This is a genomic window from Litoribacterium kuwaitense (assembly GCF_011058155.1).
In the GTDB taxonomy this organism is placed as follows: Bacteria; Bacillota; Bacilli; order Bacillales; family DSM-28697; genus Litoribacterium; species Litoribacterium kuwaitense.
Genome location: NZ_JAALFC010000035.1, coordinates 16,843 through 35,386 on the forward strand (window position 1 = coordinate 16,843; position 18,544 = coordinate 35,386).

Sequence of the window (18,544 nt, forward strand, 5' to 3'; positions counted from 1 at the left end):
ATCAAGTTACACAGCCAATTGGTTAACAAAAGCTCTTATTGCGTTTCCAGCCAACGATCATAAGCAGCCTGGTTCAGCTCAACTAACTCGTCAATCCCTAATTGCTGTAATGTTTCGACGTACTCGTCCCACGTCTCATCAATTGGTTGTGCGCCGGTGATAAACTTCGCTTCCATCTGTTCAAAATAACTGTCAATATCCGTTTTTAACATACTGATTCGCTGTTGCTCTTCGACCGTAAAATACACTTGCGGATAGGGCATTTTCGCATAAGGAATTAACTCTTCGTTCACCCATTCATAGATTTCGAGAATGGCAGAATTGCCGCCTTCTTTACTGTAAAACGCTTCTGTCAAAACCATAGGTACGCTCGTTCCTACACCAGGTGCATGCTGTGCATTCGTTTCTGTCGTACTTAAACCATCTTGTGATAAAAGAATCCATTGATCGTCTTCGTTCCATTCATATGTTTCTCCTTCAATTCCTAAACGAGACAGAATCGTTCCTTCTTCCGAATATAAATAGTCCAGCCAACGAATCGTCGCTTCTGGATGCGGGTTGTCTTTTGTAATCGCCGCTCGCCCACGGAAAACTTCGCTGTATTCAATGGTTTGTTTTATGTCGTTGACTTCACTCGTCATTGGCGGAAGAATCGGATAATTCAATGCATCGGCAGGGTCCTCAAATCCGACTTGTACAATTGGCCACGTAGAGAAAATGCCTGTCCGATCACCTTTTGCGACAAATTGCTCCCACGTATGTGAAAACATTTCGTTGTCTAACAATTCTTCCTCGTAAAGTCTATTCATATAAGTGAGGTAAGCTTTAAACTCATCTTGGACCCAAGCATATTCGACAACATCTCCGTCCGTATAGATACCTTCATTTTGTACAATACCAAAATTGGGTAACAAACCGACACGAAGGTCTGCTGGCGTATTGGCAGTAAGCGGTATGACTTCACCGACATTTCCAGGGTCTTCCTCTTTAATACGCTTTAATAGTTCGTAAAACGCTTCCATCGTCGCTGGTTTTTCGGCACCCATGGCTTGCAGCCACGGGCCATTCATCCACATGATCGGCGTTTTAGATGTCGGTGCTTGATCAAGCGCTGGCAACGCATAAATATGTCCATCCGGTGTTGTAATTGACGCTTCGAGCTCAGGATTTTCGTCTAATAGCTGTTGAATATGAGGTGCATATTGAGCGATTAAATCTTCCAAAGGAATTAACAATCCTTGAGAACCGTAGTCTACTTCTTCACCAGCAGTTAAATCCGCGCCGTAAAATAAATCTGGCAATTCCAAGCTCGCAAAGGCAAGCTGTTTATTTTGCACGAAATCCTCATTTGTTGCCGTTCGATAGTCAAATTGGATATTCGTCAATGCTTCCATGTCCTGAAAGAAGCCCATCTCTCCCCATTCTGGTTGAATCGGCGACCGTTTCCCCATCATTTCTAACGTAATCGGCTCTTCTACAATCGGATAGCCTGTTTCGTTAAAAGTTGCTAAAGTATCTCCCCCCGTTTCGTCAGCATTACTACAACCTGTAATCGCTATCACAATAACGGTCATCAGCATCCAAAAACTGCTCTTCCTGTTCAAATCAACCTCTCCCCTTTTATAAAAACTGCCAACCATGATCATGCATCGGGTGAAAGACTATTCCTTTAACGAACCTATCATCACACCTTGAATAAAGAATCGCTGTAAGAAGGGATAGATCATGAGTAACGGCGCGGCGGAAACAATCATTACCGCGTATTTAATGATGTCCGCAATTCTTGCATGTTCACTTAATGCTTCCACCGCTCCACTTTGTTGCATAAGCTCGGTCGTCAATTGTTGCTGCACGAGTATTTCACGCAGAAACAACTGTAATGGAAACAATTCCCGATCGTGAATATAAATTAATGCACTAAAATATTGATTCCAGTGCCCTACGCCATAAAACAACGCCATCACAGCGATAATAGGTGCTGATAAAGGCAAAACAATCTGAAAGAATGTTCTGATTTGAGAAGCGCCATCAATCTCAGCAGCTTCTTCTAACCCCTTTGGAATGGTCACTTTAAAAAATGTCATCGTCACAATAATATTCCACATCGCCGCCGCATTTGGGAGAACCATCGCCCAAATCGTATCGATTATGCCTAAATCACGCACCAGTAAATATGTCGGGATTAAGCCACCCTCAAAAAACATCGTGAACACAAGTAACGCCATAATGACTTTTTTCCCAATCAGCTCAGACTTCGACAAGGCATATGCCATTGGCAGAGTTACTGCCAAGTTAATAAACGTTCCTAAGACAGTATATAAAATTGTATTGCGGTACCCTAGCCAAATCTCGCTGTTTTGAAAAACACGCGCATAGCCTTCAAATGTGATCCCTTTCGGTAACAGCCACATCTCTCCAGAATTCACATATGCAGGATCACTGATCGATGCACTAACGATATAAATCAAGGGATAAGAAATGACGATGATTAAACACCAAACGAAAAGCTTATTACAAATGTCAAAGGCCCTGTCTCGACTGGTCTGCTTCATCCCCATATTGGATACTCCTTTTACCATAAGCTTGTACCCGTCCTTCTTGCCAATCGATTAAAGAAGATTAAAATCATAAAATTAATGACTGAGTTAAAGAGACCAACGGCTGTTGAATAACTATACTGACCATGAAGCAAACCTGATTCATAGACATACGTCTGAATCACTTGAGACGATTCCAGATTAAGAGGGTTTTGTAGCAGCAAAATCTTTTCGAATCCAATCGACATCATATTTCCCATATTTAATATGAGGAGAATAATAATCGTCGGCATAATGCTTGGCAAATTGATATGCCAAATTCGTTGCAACCTTGTCGCACCATCCATTGTTGCCGCCTCATGAAGCTGTGGATCGACACCAGCCAACGCCGCCAAATAAATGATGGCGCCCCAACCTAAATTTTGCCACTCATTAGACCAGACGAAAATTGACTTGAACCACGCTGGCGCAGTCATAAACGACATTGGCTCCATACCGAGAACTTGCATGACATTGTTGACAATACCCGTTGCTGGATCTAAGAAGGCGATAATCATTCCAGCAAAAACGACGACCGAAATAAAATGTGGAGCATACGTAATCGTTTGCGCCGCCTTTTTAAATGACCCGTCTCTTAATTCATTTAATGCCAAAGCAACGATGATTGAAATCGGAAAAAGCGCCAAACCATATAAGTTGATTCCTAATGTATTGATCATTAAATCCCAAAAGTAGTATGACGAAAAAAACCTGCTAAAATGATCGAACCCAATCCAGTCACTACCAAAAATGCCATCGATCGCACGGAAATTTTTAAATGCGATCTGTAAGCCATACATCGGATAATATTTAAAAATGAAAAAGTATAGTAACCCCGGAGCCAACAATACGTATAGCTGCCAGTTTAATTTCACTTTCCGCCAGTATGGCCTTCGTTTTTTGGGGGTTTTCTGTACAGAATATTCCACCATCGTCTTCGCTTCTCTCCCTCCCTCGAGACCTTTTCAAACTATGACGACTTTTTTCTATATACTTTCTCCGCGCAACGATGGTTGCGAATAAGCGGATATTGACTGACACAGGATAACTGCATTAAATGCGGCCTACTGTTTCGCTGCGGGTGAAGCTCATGTAAGATAAGCAAATTTCAGATTTTACTCACTCATATATGATATCGCTTTCATAAGAAGCATCGTTGTAACACGGGCTCATCATCTCAGCTCACCGCTTACGATCAGAAGTATTGTTAAAACTCATGCCCAGGAATAAATCCGCTTTTTCGAACATTTCCACCTGCAGGATACTTTAATGTCTGGGCATATGTAACACGTCCGACACATCCTCTCACTGTCCCTAATGCTTTATAATAATCAAAGTATCGGAACGATGACGAATTCATAATAAACCAGTAATTTGCTAGCGCCTCTAGGTATGTTTCAAATTCATCTGATACATCTACATAAATATCCGGATCGTAGTCCTCCATATCCTCCCAATTTTCACTATGATAAAACGGATAATAATGAGGCGCCAAACCGTCCAAATCAAATCCCGGCAAACCAGCTTTCAATTGGGCTGCCTCTACAATTCTTTGACATAACACATGATCGGGATGGATACTGTTGACCCAATGCGTTACGACAACCGTCGGTCTAAGCTTGCGCATTAAGGTCGCAACATGCGTAACGATGTCATCGTTAAACGCTAGTTCAGCATCTTTATAATCTAGCGTGATACTACTGCCACCTAAGATGTGTGCGACTTTTTCCGCCTCCTCAATCTTCTGTCTTCGGTAATCCTCAACGGTGACATGCTGAGGGTTTCCCTTCTCTCCAGCTGTTAAATGAAGAAACGTAACATCCCAGCCAGCTCGCGCGTATTTATGCGCGATGGCACCTGCCTGAATTTCTACGTCACCACAATGAGCACCAACAGCTACAAAATGCTTTCTCTGTCCCATATCCTCATCCTCACTTTCTTATAATTCTGTATTTTTAGAACAATAATCATCTAACAAAGCTCAACTTCATCACGTTTTACTATACCATGAAATCTCTTAATTCAACATATAAATTTATATTATTTTAAACTTTTTTGTAATTTTATTTCACCGAAACTCCTACTTCAATCTCCGTACTACGCAATAACCTATATATCCTCGGCCTTTTTTACTGCTTAAATAAACCAGTATGATATACTTACAAACAACGAAAAGGTCATAGATTGGAGGTAAACACAAATCATGAGTGTAAATAAGATTTCTTTAATGGACGCTTATATGATTGAAAGTTTACGAAGAAAAGAAATTACTGACGACGAAATTATCGAAAAAGCGACGGCGGGTGATGTATCGTCTTGGGAAGTATTACAGCCTCATTATGATTTTACTGAGCTGTCTAAACTTGCGAAGCAGAACAAAGACGCTTTTCATTCGATCATTCAAGACGGTTACCAAATCAAATTCGTCACCATTTACGGAATCCAAAGCTTATTAAAAATGAAATTTAACATCTTGAAGGATGATTACGTCACCGTGGAGAATGGCATTACGCAGTTAAAAGTCACTGAAGATCAATACTTAGTGCTTAAACAAATGCTTTCCACGAACTGGACGATGACCGAAACGTCTAGCGATGGTCCAAACAAAGTCATCAGTATCCTCATGTAACAATCTTTTTTTGTGATCTCTTTCCTTACCCAACATCGATGTTTCACTTTGCAATACGTTGATGAGTTTGACTTAAAGAGTTTGTTTATCTTAGTATTCACTTTTCAATAGTTACGTAGGATACGAATATTGGCACTTGGTAGCTTAGAGTAGCGTATTCATAACGACACACTCTTATCGTAGAACGTAATATCTCTAAATTAAGAACACAGACCCAGAAAAACAAAATGTTTTTCCTGTCTGTGTTTTTGTCTGTTTTTTTACGATTGTACGGTCAGTCATTCTTCTCTAAAGCTTTGCCAATATTCATGACATGACTAAAACCAAATGCTAGACTATCAAATATACCGATAGATGAGTAGTCCTGTTCAATACAATAATACTCAACACCATGGTTTTCTCCCCAATGAATGATCGCTTCCATATCAATTTCACCGGCTCCGACCTCTGTTAGATTATTCTTGATATCCGTTGGCTCATAGCCGCTCTTAAAATCTTTTAAATGTACAACAGGGGCTCTTCCGCTATATTTCTTAATGCTTTCTACAGGATTTTCGCCGGCGACAGCCATCCAATATGTATCTGGCTCAGCGTAAATACAAACGCCGTGAACAGGGTCAGTCATGAAATCCAAGATTTTTCTACCATCGACTATGTTATTGTAATCGTATTCAGGATTGTGCAATCCGATCCTAAACCCTAAAGCGCTTAAGTTTTTTGCTGCCTGAACTAGCGCTGTTTTTGTCTCACGGTAACCGTCTTCATATTGTTTTTCGTCATTAATGTATTTATCGTAGACTGTTTTACACCCAAAGATATAGGCTTCTTCAATAATGCCGTCCAAATCATATAGAAATCGATCATGGTCAATGTGCATGCCTGCAATGTTAAATTCATACTTTCTTATCAATTCCGCAACATCGTGAGGGTCATTCCCACGCATGCCATCGAGTTGTACCGCCTCAAACCCGATCTCTTTTAAAGTCTTTAAAGTCCCCTCACAGTCTTTTTCAAATTCATCTCTGACCGAATACAATTGAGCAGCAATTTTACTTTTAAAATGTGACATCACTTTATCACCTCAATTCCTTACTTTGCAGATTGAGCCAATTCATTTCTTCTGTCGTCAGTTGAATAGTTGCACTAGCAATTGAAGAAGTTAATTCTTCTTGGTTCTCACTGCCGATAATGGCTGCTGTTGGAAAAGACTGGTTTAATACATACGCTAAAGAAATTTGAATTGGACTGACACCCTTCTCATGTGCCAAAGCGATCACTCTTTCATACCTCTGCCAGTTATCTTTAGAATAATACACATCAACCATTTCCTGATTGTCTTTAATTTCAGGAGAAAATCTTCCAGAGAAAAACCCTCCTGCCTGTGAAGACCACGACAATAGTGGTTTTTGTGTCACTTCATGCCAGCTAAGCATGTCTTCATTTGCAAACACACAGTTTTCCCACCGTGGCTTTATCGGTTTAGCTAAACTTAAATTCGGACTCGTAAAGCTAATTCTAGTTAATCCATGATCCTTCGCATATTGATCAGCTTCGATCACTCTTCGCAATTCCCAATTTGATAAGCCGATCGCCCGTATTCTTCCCGCTTCAACATGTTTATGTAATGCCTCCATAATTGGCGCGACCGGCTCTGTAGGATCATCGCGATGAAGCGCATAGAGGTCTACATAATCGGTTTTTAAATATGCTAAACTCGTCATCAAATCTTCTTCAATGGCCTTAGCGTTAACCCTTGGTTTAGAATGATCATCTCTTACTGGATGACAACCTTTAGTTAAAACGATCACTTTGTCTCTTATATCTCGTTTTTCCATCCAGTGTCCAAGGGCTTTTTCACTAAAACGGTAATGTCTCGCTGTATCAAAAACATTTCCACCTAAAGCGATGTACTTGTCCAGCACTTCTTCAGCAAAATCCATACGATCCAAGCGTAAAAAATCGCCTGAGCCCATAACGATATTGGATATTTCAATATCAATTGAATGTTTATCCTTCATCCCTTTTATCTTAAGTTTTTTCATCGTAGTCTAAGCCCCTCTCTTTAAATGAACTTTTTGATATCATTCCTCAGTTTTCCTACACGGTCTCCCTTTACATTTAAAAATCCAAATCAAGTTTCGCGTATTGATCATCATCTTGCTGCTGATTTTGCTGTTCAAGAATACTTTTTTCATACATTCTAAAAAATGGATAGTACATCGCTATCGCAAGAATAAAAACGACGACTAGTAAAATTAGCGCTCGCCAGTCCATCGTTGATACATATTGTGCGACAGGCAGTGGCGCATCCGCCATATGAACAACAGGAACATTCACAAATCCCCATTTAAAGACATACCACTGAAACGTCGCTAATAATGGTGTGCCTATGACAAAGGGTACGAAAAAATAAATATTAAAACAGATCGGCATGCCATATAAAATAGGCTCTGAGATATTAAAAACGCTTGGAATCAAGGCGGTCTTTCCAATATTACGCAGCCGCTTGACTCTACTCAATAACGCTAGGATGACCAACGCCCCAACCAGCCCTGAGCCAGATAGACTAGCAAAATAATCCCAAAAATTTGGCGTAAATATGTATTCTGCCTCCCGTCCATTCATCAGACTCTTTACATTTTCACTTAAATAAAACGTTGCCAATGGGAGTACGAATCCAGCCAATACCGCATAACCATTGATTCCGATATACCAAAGAAGCATTTCTAAAAAAACAATCGTAAACACTATCAATGGTGAATCGAGAAAATGAATGCCCTGTAAGATAAAACTAAAAATAAGGTCTGACACATTTGCTTGATCTGTATGATGAAGTATCCATTCATTCACTAATAATAAAATGAATGAAAGTAACACAACCGGCATGAATAGTTGCAAGGTCTGGATGCTTCCCCCAGGAATATGCTCACATTTTTTTCTCCATTTTTGCCTGTATACTTTTTTGATCAATTCGACAGTGACAAAGGAAGCAATCATTGAGATGAGCAGCCCCTTCGATCCGAACTGATTGACTTCGAACGTAGCCATGTTGCCCCCACCAGTAGCGATCCCTGTTATGACTACAGAACCAAAGATGGAGGGAACGACAGGGGCTTCAATCCGTTTAGCATGTCGATATGAAATCGAAATCGCTGCATAGAATGAAATCATTCCATACGTTAGAAATATTGGCATTTCCAATACATTTTGCAGACGAAGCGAAGTTGGACTTATATACTGCAAAATGATCCAAAGAACTAAAAAGAAAGACCCTGCTAAAAGAAGAAAAGTGAGATCATTTAATCCGTTTTTTAACGAGGACATATATTTCTGATTCTCTATTTTTGCTGCAACAGGAGCTAGCCTGTTATGAACCCGTTGTATTTTGTTCTCAAGGCTAGTATAAAAAGAGTTCATTGCTGTAAACCCTCTTAAGAATTTACTGCGTTCAGTTTCATTAGAATGGCCTGTTTAAGAATCATTCCGCCGTTCACACTCCCATACGCTCTACTGTCAATAATCTCGATTGGTTTTTGATAGACATCCGCAATGCTTTTTAACTCATTAAATCTATGACCAATTTGGGGACCTATAAGAACGACATCAAAGTCCGAGATACATTCTGGTAAATCACCTGCTGGCCTGGCTTCAATCTTTACATCTACACCATTTAGCTTTTCACTCTTATTTGCTGTTTCTTCCATTCTTGAAACCATGATGGCTGTCGAGGAACCTAAATTACACAGTAACAATATATATAGCTTGTCAATGTTCATCACGTGCCCCTCCTCATTTAAATAATTTATACATGTCAATGAGCTCTTTAATGATTGTTGACATTAGAATGGTATTCATCAGCGTATCCTGAGCGTGAATGAGTAAGACAGACAGCTCATTCGCTTCACCATTCGCTTCTTTTACGATTAATTTCGTCTGAATACGATGTGCTTTATTCATAAGCATTTCTGCTTCATGAATACATCGTTCAGCCTCCTCATGATTTCCGCCTTTCATATACTTTAAAGCCTCCACTTGCTTTGAAAAAGCGTCACCAGCGTAGGAAATCATTTCAAACGACACTTGTTCATTGACCATATGTAAACCCCTTTAGCTGTAAACTGAAGAAAAAATACAAGTGTAAATGTCTTCATTTGACTTCAACTGTATGATTTCTTCAACCTTTTCTTGATTTAATGCTAGCTTGGCAATGTTCTCTACCAACCTATGCGTATTCGCACTTTTAAAAGCCAATGTTAAGATTAACTTTATTGGTTCTTCATAGCGATCCTTTAACATGATGCCATTAGGCAGGATCGTGACCCATATCGAATCTTCAATGACCCCGTCCTCGCTACCTGCGTGAGCAATCATTACACCTGGCGCGACAACCATATATGGACCAAACTTTCTTAAATTACTAATGATTTTCTTTTCATAATTTTTAGTGATGAACTGTTGCTTGATTAAAGACGCTGTTCCCTCTTTTATAGCATCTTCCCACCGCTCAATATGTCCAACGATTGAAATATGAGACTCATTAAACTTCACCTCTGGAAGCGATTGTTTTGGCATATTATGATCGTCTCTAGATAATACCGAGATTAACTCAAGCTCCAATTTACTTAAGTTTTTTATGCCAAGCGTATTTTCACGGATGAGCTGCATAATTGGGTTAAACTTTTCCAATGTCCTTTCATGGTTAGTAAACTTTAAGCTCAAATGTTTTTGTAGCGCTTCAATATCCTTTTTCTGTAAATAATTATTGATTCGTAAAATCTTATGCGATCGGATATCAGGTATATCCACTGTCGTCACAATAAAATCATATTCTTTTAGATGACTCGTATTAAATTCTCGCACTGGCAGCGTATGAATTTCTCTTGATTCAAATATTTCTTCTAACTGAGATTTAATCATGATAGATACCGCCAGACCTTCCGCACAGACGACTAATATTTTAGCTTTTTTAGACAGCGCTTCTTCTTTTTTTCTTAATTCAGATGCAAAGTAGATCGCAATGAATGATATCTCTTGATCACTGAGCTTAACTTGTAACAATTTTTCGTGAGCCTTACATGCCGCTTTAACAGATAAAAATAATTCTTTATGCTCGGCGATAAATTCTTTAAAAATTGGATTTGTCAGCTTCACTGACTGTTGTAGCCGCTTGATCATTGATTCAACGTGCGAAGTTAAATGCGTCAAGAATGATATATTTTTTGGAAAATCTATATGAAAAGCCTTACCTACTCGTAATGCCACTTCTCTCACAAACGTTAAAACATTCTGTTTCGTCAACTCGACCGAAACATCAAAAGTACCGAGCAAATTTAACAACAGCACTTCGTTTTCAGAATAATGATCGGCTCTAAAAGAAATAAAACGATTAAAATCCCACGTCTTATTCTCAGAAATGATGTTCTTAATGATTGTCAGCATTAGCACAAAGATATAATCATCTAACAGTCGGCCAAGATGTTTTTCTACCTTTGACATTCAATTAATGATTGTTGCAAGTCATCAATATTGAAAATGTAAAAAAGATCAGCTCTGCTTCCTTTGAAAACACCTTTTCACTATCCATAATAAACGTGTATAACTCACGTATATTAATCAGCTCTAAAAGAACTCTCGTAAATAAATGATATTTGTTTAAGTTTTCTCCAGAAATGATGTAGCCTCTTCTTTTATGATGAATCAATGATAAATCCTCTAAAAATAATACGCCATCTAGATCAACCAAATGACTTAACACTGTTGTGCGAGAAATATTTAACTCAGTCTCAAATTCAGAGACAGGAATAATCTGGTTAGAAATGAGCAATTTTAACAGAATGAAATGATTGATCTCTTTCCGAGAGTACTTGTACTTTGCAGGAGTTGAATATTTTTTAAAGTGTGCCATGCGTTGCTTCACTTGGTTTTTTGCTACAATCATAACGCCTTTTTTTGCTTGCTTTTTAATCGCATGAATACCGGCATGTTGAAAAGCACTTTCAATATTACGAAGATCATAGCGTATTTGTCTCTCTGTAAGATTTAACTGTTGTGACATCACTTTATAATTTACAAACCTGTTTTCCTCAAGTAAATAATCGATTATTTGAAGTTCTCTTTGCTTTAACTTCATGATGCTTCCTCCTAAATAATCATAAGAAGATATGTTACCCCGCACAATCGATCATCTTGTTTCCATATGGCTCATATGTTTTACAGGGCTTCCGGCACCATTTAACACATTTGCAACCATTTTCGCACCAACTCTTTCATGAATATAACAACTGGTGCTTACTGTAAATATAAGCAATGGCGGTAAGAAAAATATGAACAAAGCGAGCATAATATAGCTTATAACAATCAAAAAAGCGCGCGGAAAGTCAATAAATGACAATAATAAGCTTTTTTTCAAAATCAATGTCACTGCTTTATAGTCGAGTTTCGCTTGCAAAACCATAAAATTGCTTATTGTCATCGTACATAACAACAGGAATAGTGTGGACAGGGCGAAGACGAGCACCCCTTGCCATTCAGGTATTGTATTGGCAATTTGTAAATTGACATACCCGATCACATAAATGAGCATTAGCGCGCATTGTGCTACAATTCCTGCGCCAAGGCTTTTTTTAAAATACATAAAATATGTCTCAAACAGATTGCCTGTACTTTCGATTTTTCGTCTAAAATGAAATGTGCCCACCCCTGCCATTAACGATGAACATACTGTCACTACAAGTAACGAAGTTAAAAGAATAAGGAGACTTAAGATAACAATATCAATCATCCTATTTAGCCAGCTGTACAACTTATGAACAGTCACTCCAGTCACTCCTCTTCATTACTCTTTGACGGCACCTTCAGTAATTCCTGACATCATTTGTCTGCTGAAAAAGACAAAAATAAGTAAAATTGGAATTGTCGCCAGCAGTGTTCCAGTGATGACTAGAGGATAATTTGTGAAATACAGCCCTTGTAATTGTGTCAATGCGAGCATTAACGTAAACTTTTCCGGATCATTTAGAATGATTAATGGCCACATGTAATCGTTCCAAGCCCCCATGAATGAGTAAATTGCCAAAAATGCCAGGGCCGGCTTCATAATTGGTAGAGCTATTCTCCAATATGTACCAAAGACCGTCGTACCATCGATTTTCGCCGCCTCTAATAAGCTGTTCGGTATCGCTCCTTCACAATATTGCTTAATCCAAAAGATCCCGAAAGCATTCACCATTCCAGGTATAATGAGTGCCTTGTACGAACCTACCCAGCCAATAGCGTCCATCATTATGTATTGTGGAATAATGTTAAGCTGTCCTGGAATCATCATCGTCGATAAAAGAAAAACAAATAAAAATTGACGACCTTTAAATTTGAGCTTCGCAAATGTATACCCTGCCAATGAATCAAAAAATAAAATGAGTGTCGTTGAAACGACCGCAATAAATAACGTATTTAACGTTGCTTGAAAAAATTGCGTAGAAGTCAGCACCGTCTCAATATTTTTCACCAATTCTTTTCCAAATGTGAGCACAGGGGGGATCGAGTATATATCGCTATTTGTCCGACTCGCCATAACAATCATCCAATAAAATGGAAAGATCGAGAAAAACACGCCTAACCAAAGTGTTCCTTTGATCAATATCGCTGAAAGTCGATTATTTTTCATTATTCCTCACCCTTTATCCTGCGTGTAGTCAGGTACCAGTTCAGTATGGAGAAGACGAGTATAATTGCGACGAGACCCCACGATATCGTAGCCCCATAACCATAATTATTTTGCATAAACGCCGTATGATATAAATAATAAACAATTGTTAAAGATCCGCCTTCAGCAGTAGCATTACTTGGAACTAAAATTTGGGCTTCGGCAAACACTTGCAGGCCCCCAATCGTAGACATCATGACAGTGAACAATATGATCGGCTTTAGTAGCGGAATTGTAATTTTTGTGAAAATCTGCACCTTATTTGCGCCGTCAATAATCGCAGCTTCGTAATAATCATTAGGTATTTTTGCTAGTCCTGAGTAATAAATAATCATGTTATATCCTAAATACTGCCAAAACCCAACCGCTGCGATGACAATTCTTACCCAAAAAGGACTTGTAAGAAAACTGATAGGCTCTAGACCGACCATCTGGAGTAAAGCATTAATTAAACCATTTTGGTTCGAAAAAATGAGGCCAAATAAAATGGTTACTGCGACCACAGATGTGACATAAGGTAAAAATAATGTCGTCTTATAAAACTCTTTGTTTTTAATGACGCTTAAATTAATGATATAGGCAACGATTAGTGAAATAAGGAGCATTGGCACTGTCTGAACAACCCAAATAATGAGTGTATTTTTTAAAGATAGCCAAAATACGTCGTCGCCGATTAAGCGCAAAAAATTCTCCAACCCTACAAACTCAATTTCACCAATACCATCCCATTGACTAAATGCTAAAATGCCCGCAAAAATCAACGGAAATAAGCTAAAGCCGATAAAAAGAAGATAAAATGGAGAAATAAAAATATACGGAGTTGCTCGATCTATTAATTTATTCCAATACATTCGCTTTTTTAGATGTTGCTCGTTTTTAGAAGTCGCTTCCATATTTTAATCCCTCATTTTTAACGTTTGCTCCACCTTTGCAAAATACCCATTCTTCCCTCGAACCTATGTATCTTTAGGAAGACCAGGCGTAAACGCCCGATCTTCCTTACTAAACTAAAGCTCTTTCGCTCTTTCTAAAGCATCCGTCCAAGCTTCTTCTGGGTCTTTATTTTGGTTTTCTACGAGGTCAATTTGATCTGAGAATAAGTTAAAGGCTGCGGTATCCCGTGTATCACGATAGACATATTGAATATTTTGGGCAGCATCAATAAAGTATTCATAGATCTGTTGTCCTCCGAAAAATTCATCTCCAACTGTCATTTCTTCCATCTCATATGTGTCTTTCATCGCAGGAAAAAGACTGTTTTCTTTAAAGTTAGCGGTTTGACTGTCTAAGTTTGTTAAAAACTTTACAACTTCAACCGCTTCCTCAGGGTGAGCTGTGTTTCCTAATACGGCAAGGTAAGAGCCCCCCTGGTTGGAATAACCTCCAGGCGCTTTCGTCACACGCCACTTTCCAGCTGACTTTTCTCCATCCTTTACATCCATGACCCCCCATGAAGCACCAATGTAAGCGCCATATAATCCTTCATTGATTGCATTCACGTTATCAATGGAATTCGATTTTGTTCCCAACGTATAGCCGTGATCGACAGCTTTTACGACGTATTCCCAAGCTTCTTTTAATTGTCCATCAGCTAAAATTAACTCACCTTCAGTGTTGTACATTCCAGAGTCTAATTTGCGATATTCTTCACCTAATAAGGCAACTGCTGACAAAAACATTGGTTTATCGATTTGTTCATGTAATTGCTTCGCAGCTTCCATATAATCGTCAGATGTTGCAATCTCCTCAGCTACTTTTTCAGGGTCCGTCGGAAGTCCAGCTTCTTCGAACAAATCTGCCCGGTAAAATAAAGCCGTTGGTCCAATATCTAAAGGCATGGCAATCATCGCTTCTTTATCTGCAGTCTTAGCAGATTCCCATTTCCAATCGACATAATCACCGGCTAGGTCGTCCACACTATAATCCAATAGGTTCACAAATTTTTCCGAATAGGGCAAGAAATCTTGGATGTTTGTATTAATTGTTGCAATATCTGGTGCTGTATCAGAATTGAGGCTTGTCTTTAATTTCACATCATAGTTTGCGTCTGCAGGTAATTCGGTAAAGGACAATGTATAATCAGGGAATTCCTCTTTTGCTGCATCAATTGCCCCTTGACTAATCGCCTGTGTATAATACTGAACTTTAATTTCTACTTTTCCTTCTTCTTCGCTAGATGTTTCCGCGCCACATGCCGCCATCAATAAAGCTAAAACGATAGTCATCACAAGCATTCCAACAGCTTTGATTCTTTTCATAAAAAAACGCCCCCCTTAAAAATATTTGCTAAGAGATTTACTTAACGATCTTTCTATTTCAATTATCAATTCCTATGGAGGCGTTTTCAATTCCACGTATAACTTATTTTGTCTACACCGAGCGTTTAAATAGTTAAACAAATGTTGGCTGAGCTGGAGTGACTGGAGCATACGAGCTAAATGACGATCTTCGCCGCAGTTTTTTTCCAAATGAGGATTATTCTGCTCACAAAAAAACAAGTGTAGACAACCTGAAAAAGGTTGTGTCTACACTTCAATTCTTTACGATTAAAATTGGTTTATTTTTAATTAGATAGGCGCTTGTTCGGTCTCTATGACCTTTGTTTTCATCGGCTGATCAGCAAAAAGCTCAATGACCCGTGCCCCACGCTTTAGTTCACCGTAAGTATTGTAACCACTGACCCTACCATAGCCTAATTGGATGCCGTGATAGTCTGCTACAAAGTCATTATCGTGATCATGCCCACAAAAAACACCTGCAACATTTCCGTCTATTAACAAAGAGGTAAATAAGCCTGTGTTTAAACGAGGGGGGCAAATATCCTCAAGCTTCGTCCCTTGAGCTCGCCCGTTCAGAAAACCATCTCTATATTCCGGAAGCGGGATATGCAAAAAGAGCAGATTCTGTTTAAAGTCCTTCGCCATATCTGAATACATTTTAGAAATTTCATTAAACCAGGCGACTTGGTCTGGATGGACATAATCATATGTCCCAATTTTCAAAGGATCGTAATCGCCGCTATCGATAAGATATAGAACGTTGGCAAGCGAACCATCTCTCTGTGTAACTTCAATGCAAAATGAGGCTCGATCATCAACGAGATGAACATGTTTCTTGTCTGCTAATTGATGAATCCTTTTTTCCATCTCGCGTAAACCCTTACGAGTTATGTTTTCTTCAGAATCATGATTTCCATATGTGATCGCAACCGGCGTTTCAAGTTGATTGATCACTTCAATCAGACCTCCATAGCTCTCTTGCGGCTTTTGAACACCTTCACTCCAAATTAAATCGCCCGTGATGACAATTAAATCTGGCTTTGATAAACTCACCATCTCTTTTATATGCTTAATAGTGTATTGATCACGCTCTTGATAAGGGAATGGGCCAATGTGTAAATCCGTAAGCTGCAATATCGTAAACTTACCTTCTGGAGTCATCGTTAACTTCACAAATCTTCCTCCTTTACCTTTTTCATAGTGATATATTGCGTCCATCGTATCATAAGGGTCGTAATTTTCAATGTCTTTAATAACTTTAATTGTCTCTATTTTCATTAATATATACGTTATGAGATTCTCTACAATAAACGCTCCAGAGCGAGGGGTTACCATGAATGTCTTAATTCATGGTACACTGATCAAATAACTCGTGTAAAAAGGAGGTCACGCCATGCGACAAGCGAAGCGTTCATTATCATCTCGTGTACTACAATTCATCGAGGAAAAAGGAAATAAACTCCCACATCCAGTAACGATTTTTCTTATTTTTACGTTCATCGTTATTATTTCATCTCATCTTTTATACTTAAATGGAACGAGCGTTCAATTTGAAGGGGTGAATAATGACACTGGTCAAATTGAAACACTGACAGTTTCAGCGATCAGCTTACTTGTCCCTGAAGGCCTTGCCTACATGTTTTCAAACGTTGTGACAAATTTCACTTCCTTTGTGGCACTTGGACCAGTCCTCGTTGCGATGCTCGGTGTCGGCGTCGCTGAAAAAACTGGCTACATTAGTGCCGTCATGACCAATACAGTTACGAAAGCACCGAAAAGGCTCGTCACTCCAATCGTTGTGCTCATGGGCGTCCTATCAAACGTCGCCGCCTCTGTTGGTTATGTCGTTCTTGTCCCCCTTGGCGCAATCATCTTTCTCGGTTTTAAGCGGCATCCATTAGCTGGATTATCTGCCGCCTTTACCGGAGTGGCAGGTGGCTATTCAGCCAACTTATTTTTAGGAACAAATGATCCATTATTAAGCGGCATCTCAACCGAAGCCGCTCAAATTTTAAACACCGATTACCTTGTGAATCCAACCGATAACTGGTTCTTCATGTTTGCATCAACATTTTTAGTTGTGATTCTTGGGACAATCATTACGGATAAGGTCATTGAACCTAGACTGGGTTCTTATGAGGCAAATGACGCTACCAATGATTTGCATGAGCTGACAAAACGAGAAAAAAGAGGGCTGCGTTTTGCCAACCTGTCCATCGTCCTGACCATTGTTGCAATTGCCCTGCTTGTTCTTCCAGAAAACGGGGTACTACGTGGGGAAGGTGGCAGTATTATGACGTCACCTTTTATGAGCAGTATCATTTTCTTCATGATGCTCGTCTTCCTAATCCCAGGGATCGTTTACGGAATTGTGACAAGAAAAGTTAAAAATGATAAAGATATTGCCAACCTAATGGCCTCTTCATTAGAAACGATGGCAGGCTTTATCGTTCTTATTTTCTTCGCAGCACAGTTTGTCGCCTTATTCAATTACACAAATCTCGGGACGATTATTGCCGTCAAAGGTGCGGAGTTTTTGCAAGCCATTCATTTAGATGGAGCCCCCTTACTTGTTGGTTTAATTATGGTTACGGCATTAATTAATTTATTTATCGCTGCCGATTCTGCCAAGTGGGCAATCATGGCGCCGGTGTTTGTACCAATGTTTATGCAGATGGGGATCGCGCCTGAAGTAACACAAATTGCTTATCGCGTAGGAGATTCAACGACAAATATTATTTCACCACTAATGCCGTTTTTTCCGCTCGTCGTTGCCTTCGCGCAAAAATATGGCAAAGAAAACGGCGTCGGGACAGTCGTCTCTCTTATGCTCTCACACTCCATTATTCTGCTCATCAGCTGGACGGTCTTCTTTGCTCTCTGGTACCTCTTCGGTATTCCTGTCGGACCAGGGACGAGTTTAACGTATTAAGAAATATAGAGTTCTGATAGCTTAAACCGATGCGCCGACGACAATGATGTAAAAAAGCCTGCCGATTTGACTTTAGGTCAGCCGGCAGGCTTTTTCGTTTCGTATTACTTTACATAGAATTGTAAAATACGATCAATCAACACAGCTGTTTCTGCTCGTGTAGCTTCGTCAAGCGGCTTTAATTGGTTTTCATTGCCTTCAATTAAGCCCGTTTGCTCTAGCTGACTTATGCCACCTCTCGCATAGCTCGCAATGGAGGAGACGTCCTCATAGCCTTCTAGCGTATTCTCAGCAGATTGCTCTGGCAGCTTATCTAGTGTTGCTAAAGCGCGAGCCGTCATTGTGAATAAGTCTTGACGAGCGATGTGCGCATTCGGGTTAAAGCGGTTGTCGCCCGTTCCTTGAACGATACCTAGATCTTTAGCA

At 39.5% G+C, this 18,544-nt stretch carries 19 protein-coding genes; 2 read left to right on the top strand and 17 right to left on the bottom strand.

Translation table 11 applies throughout. The features are described from left to right. Positions 1–35: 35 nt before the first annotated feature. From G4V62_RS14950 to G4V62_RS14965, 4 genes are all read right to left on the bottom strand, one after another. Complete coding sequence (locus G4V62_RS14950) at positions 36–1,604, bottom strand: extracellular solute-binding protein (protein WP_165203577.1); 1,569 nt, start codon at positions 1,602–1,604, stop codon at positions 36–38. Positions 1,605–1,661: 57 nt separating this feature from the next. After that, positions 1,662–2,552, bottom strand: coding sequence for a carbohydrate ABC transporter permease (locus tag G4V62_RS14955; RefSeq protein WP_165203613.1), 891 nt, complete (start codon positions 2,550–2,552; stop codon positions 1,662–1,664). 20 nt (positions 2,553–2,572) lie between these two features. After that, a complete protein-coding gene (locus G4V62_RS14960) occupies positions 2,573–3,508 on the bottom strand; it encodes an ABC transporter permease (RefSeq protein ID WP_165203579.1) in 936 nt (311 codons plus the stop codon). A gap of 275 nt (positions 3,509–3,783) precedes the next feature. Beyond that, on the bottom strand, positions 3,784–4,497 hold the full coding sequence (locus tag G4V62_RS14965) for a PIG-L deacetylase family protein (RefSeq protein WP_165203581.1): 714 nt from the start codon (positions 4,495–4,497) through the stop codon (positions 3,784–3,786). 282 nt (positions 4,498–4,779) lie between these two features. Here G4V62_RS14965 and G4V62_RS14970 point away from each other — a divergent pair, with 282 nt between their 5' ends. After that, on the top strand, positions 4,780–5,205 hold the full coding sequence (locus tag G4V62_RS14970) for a hypothetical protein (protein WP_165203583.1): 426 nt from the start codon (positions 4,780–4,782) through the stop codon (positions 5,203–5,205). 274 nt (positions 5,206–5,479) lie between these two features. Here the strand turns inward: G4V62_RS14970 and G4V62_RS14975 are convergent, their stop codons facing one another. The 12 genes from G4V62_RS14975 to G4V62_RS15030 form a co-directional block, all read right to left on the bottom strand. Further along, positions 5,480–6,274 (bottom strand): sugar phosphate isomerase/epimerase family protein, encoded by a 795-nt coding sequence (locus G4V62_RS14975; protein WP_165203585.1) that lies wholly within the window; start codon positions 6,272–6,274, stop codon positions 5,480–5,482. A 7-nt stretch (positions 6,275–6,281) separates the two neighbouring features. Further along, positions 6,282–7,247, bottom strand: a complete 966-nt coding sequence (locus G4V62_RS14980; RefSeq protein WP_165203587.1) for an aldo/keto reductase — start codon at positions 7,245–7,247, stop codon at positions 6,282–6,284. Positions 7,248–7,323: 76 nt separating this feature from the next. Then, entirely contained in the window at positions 7,324–8,622 is a 1,299-nt protein-coding gene (locus tag G4V62_RS14985) for a PTS sugar transporter subunit IIC (RefSeq protein ID WP_165203589.1), read from the bottom strand. Between the two features lie 14 nt (positions 8,623–8,636). Then, positions 8,637–8,981, bottom strand: coding sequence for a PTS sugar transporter subunit IIB (locus tag G4V62_RS14990; protein ID WP_165203591.1), 345 nt, complete (start codon positions 8,979–8,981; stop codon positions 8,637–8,639). 13 nt (positions 8,982–8,994) lie between these two features. Then, positions 8,995–9,300, bottom strand: coding sequence for a PTS sugar transporter subunit IIA (locus tag G4V62_RS14995; RefSeq protein ID WP_165203593.1), 306 nt, complete (start codon positions 9,298–9,300; stop codon positions 8,995–8,997). A 12-nt stretch (positions 9,301–9,312) separates the two neighbouring features. Further along, positions 9,313–10,701: a BglG family transcription antiterminator gene (locus G4V62_RS15000; RefSeq protein WP_165203595.1), complete on the bottom strand. Its 1,389-nt coding sequence runs from the start codon at positions 10,699–10,701 to the stop codon at positions 9,313–9,315. Between the two features lie 4 nt (positions 10,702–10,705). Beyond that, complete coding sequence (locus G4V62_RS15005; RefSeq protein ID WP_165203597.1) at positions 10,706–11,335, bottom strand: helix-turn-helix domain-containing protein; 630 nt, start codon at positions 11,333–11,335, stop codon at positions 10,706–10,708. 51 nt (positions 11,336–11,386) lie between these two features. Further along, on the bottom strand, positions 11,387–12,022 hold the full coding sequence (locus G4V62_RS15010; RefSeq protein ID WP_165203599.1) for a YesL family protein: 636 nt from the start codon (positions 12,020–12,022) through the stop codon (positions 11,387–11,389). A gap of 18 nt (positions 12,023–12,040) precedes the next feature. After that, positions 12,041–12,868: a carbohydrate ABC transporter permease gene (locus G4V62_RS15015; RefSeq protein WP_165203601.1), complete on the bottom strand. Its 828-nt coding sequence runs from the start codon at positions 12,866–12,868 to the stop codon at positions 12,041–12,043. Next, entirely contained in the window at positions 12,868–13,800 is a 933-nt protein-coding gene (locus tag G4V62_RS15020) for a carbohydrate ABC transporter permease (protein ID WP_246218462.1), read from the bottom strand. The genes G4V62_RS15015 and G4V62_RS15020 overlap by 1 nt, the downstream gene beginning before the upstream one ends. A gap of 114 nt (positions 13,801–13,914) precedes the next feature. Further along, positions 13,915–15,165, bottom strand: coding sequence for an ABC transporter substrate-binding protein (locus tag G4V62_RS15025; RefSeq protein WP_165203603.1), 1,251 nt, complete (start codon positions 15,163–15,165; stop codon positions 13,915–13,917). Between the two features lie 309 nt (positions 15,166–15,474). Continuing rightward, positions 15,475–16,359: a metallophosphoesterase family protein gene (locus G4V62_RS15030; protein WP_165203605.1), complete on the bottom strand. Its 885-nt coding sequence runs from the start codon at positions 16,357–16,359 to the stop codon at positions 15,475–15,477. 220 nt (positions 16,360–16,579) lie between these two features. On the opposite strand from G4V62_RS15030, the gene G4V62_RS15035 reads away from it, so the two are divergent. Further along, positions 16,580–18,118 (top strand): AbgT family transporter, encoded by a 1,539-nt coding sequence (locus G4V62_RS15035; protein ID WP_165203607.1) that lies wholly within the window; start codon positions 16,580–16,582, stop codon positions 18,116–18,118. Positions 18,119–18,222: 104 nt separating this feature from the next. Here the strand turns inward: G4V62_RS15035 and G4V62_RS15040 are convergent. Further along, positions 18,223–18,544, bottom strand: a 322-nt coding sequence (locus tag G4V62_RS15040; protein WP_165203609.1) for an S-layer homology domain-containing protein, incomplete at its 5' end; no start/stop codon positions are given.

Bases quoted from the DNA above. Each gene is read 5' to 3' on its own strand.
- G4V62_RS14955 (WP_165203613.1), bottom strand. From the start codon at position 2,552: ATGAAGCAGACCAGTCGAGACAGGGCCTTTGACATTTGTAATAAGCTT.
- G4V62_RS14975 (WP_165203585.1), bottom strand. From the start codon at position 6,274: ATGTCACATTTTAAAAGTAAAATTGCTGCTCAATTGTATTCGGTCAGA.
- G4V62_RS14990 (WP_165203591.1), bottom strand. From the start codon at position 8,981: ATGAACATTGACAAGCTATATATATTGTTACTGTGTAATTTAGGTTCC.
- G4V62_RS14960 (WP_165203579.1), bottom strand. From the start codon at position 3,508: ATGGTGGAATATTCTGTACAGAAAACCCCCAAAAAACGAAGGCCATAC.
- G4V62_RS15005 (WP_165203597.1), bottom strand. From the start codon at position 11,335: ATGAAGTTAAAGCAAAGAGAACTTCAAATAATCGATTATTTACTTGAG.
- G4V62_RS15020 (WP_246218462.1), bottom strand. From the start codon at position 13,800: ATGGAAGCGACTTCTAAAAACGAGCAACATCTAAAAAAGCGAATGTAT.
- G4V62_RS14985 (WP_165203589.1), bottom strand. From the start codon at position 8,622: ATGAACTCTTTTTATACTAGCCTTGAGAACAAAATACAACGGGTTCAT.
- G4V62_RS14995 (WP_165203593.1), bottom strand. From the start codon at position 9,300: ATGGTCAATGAACAAGTGTCGTTTGAAATGATTTCCTACGCTGGTGAC.
- G4V62_RS14970 (WP_165203583.1), top strand. From the start codon at position 4,780: ATGAGTGTAAATAAGATTTCTTTAATGGACGCTTATATGATTGAAAGT.
- G4V62_RS15035 (WP_165203607.1), top strand. From the start codon at position 16,580: ATGCGACAAGCGAAGCGTTCATTATCATCTCGTGTACTACAATTCATC.
- G4V62_RS15025 (WP_165203603.1), bottom strand. From the start codon at position 15,165: ATGAAAAGAATCAAAGCTGTTGGAATGCTTGTGATGACTATCGTTTTA.
- G4V62_RS14980 (WP_165203587.1), bottom strand. From the start codon at position 7,247: ATGAAAAAACTTAAGATAAAAGGGATGAAGGATAAACATTCAATTGAT.
- G4V62_RS14965 (WP_165203581.1), bottom strand. From the start codon at position 4,497: ATGGGACAGAGAAAGCATTTTGTAGCTGTTGGTGCTCATTGTGGTGAC.
- G4V62_RS15000 (WP_165203595.1), bottom strand. From the start codon at position 10,701: ATGTCAAAGGTAGAAAAACATCTTGGCCGACTGTTAGATGATTATATC.
- G4V62_RS15015 (WP_165203601.1), bottom strand. From the start codon at position 12,868: ATGAAAAATAATCGACTTTCAGCGATATTGATCAAAGGAACACTTTGG.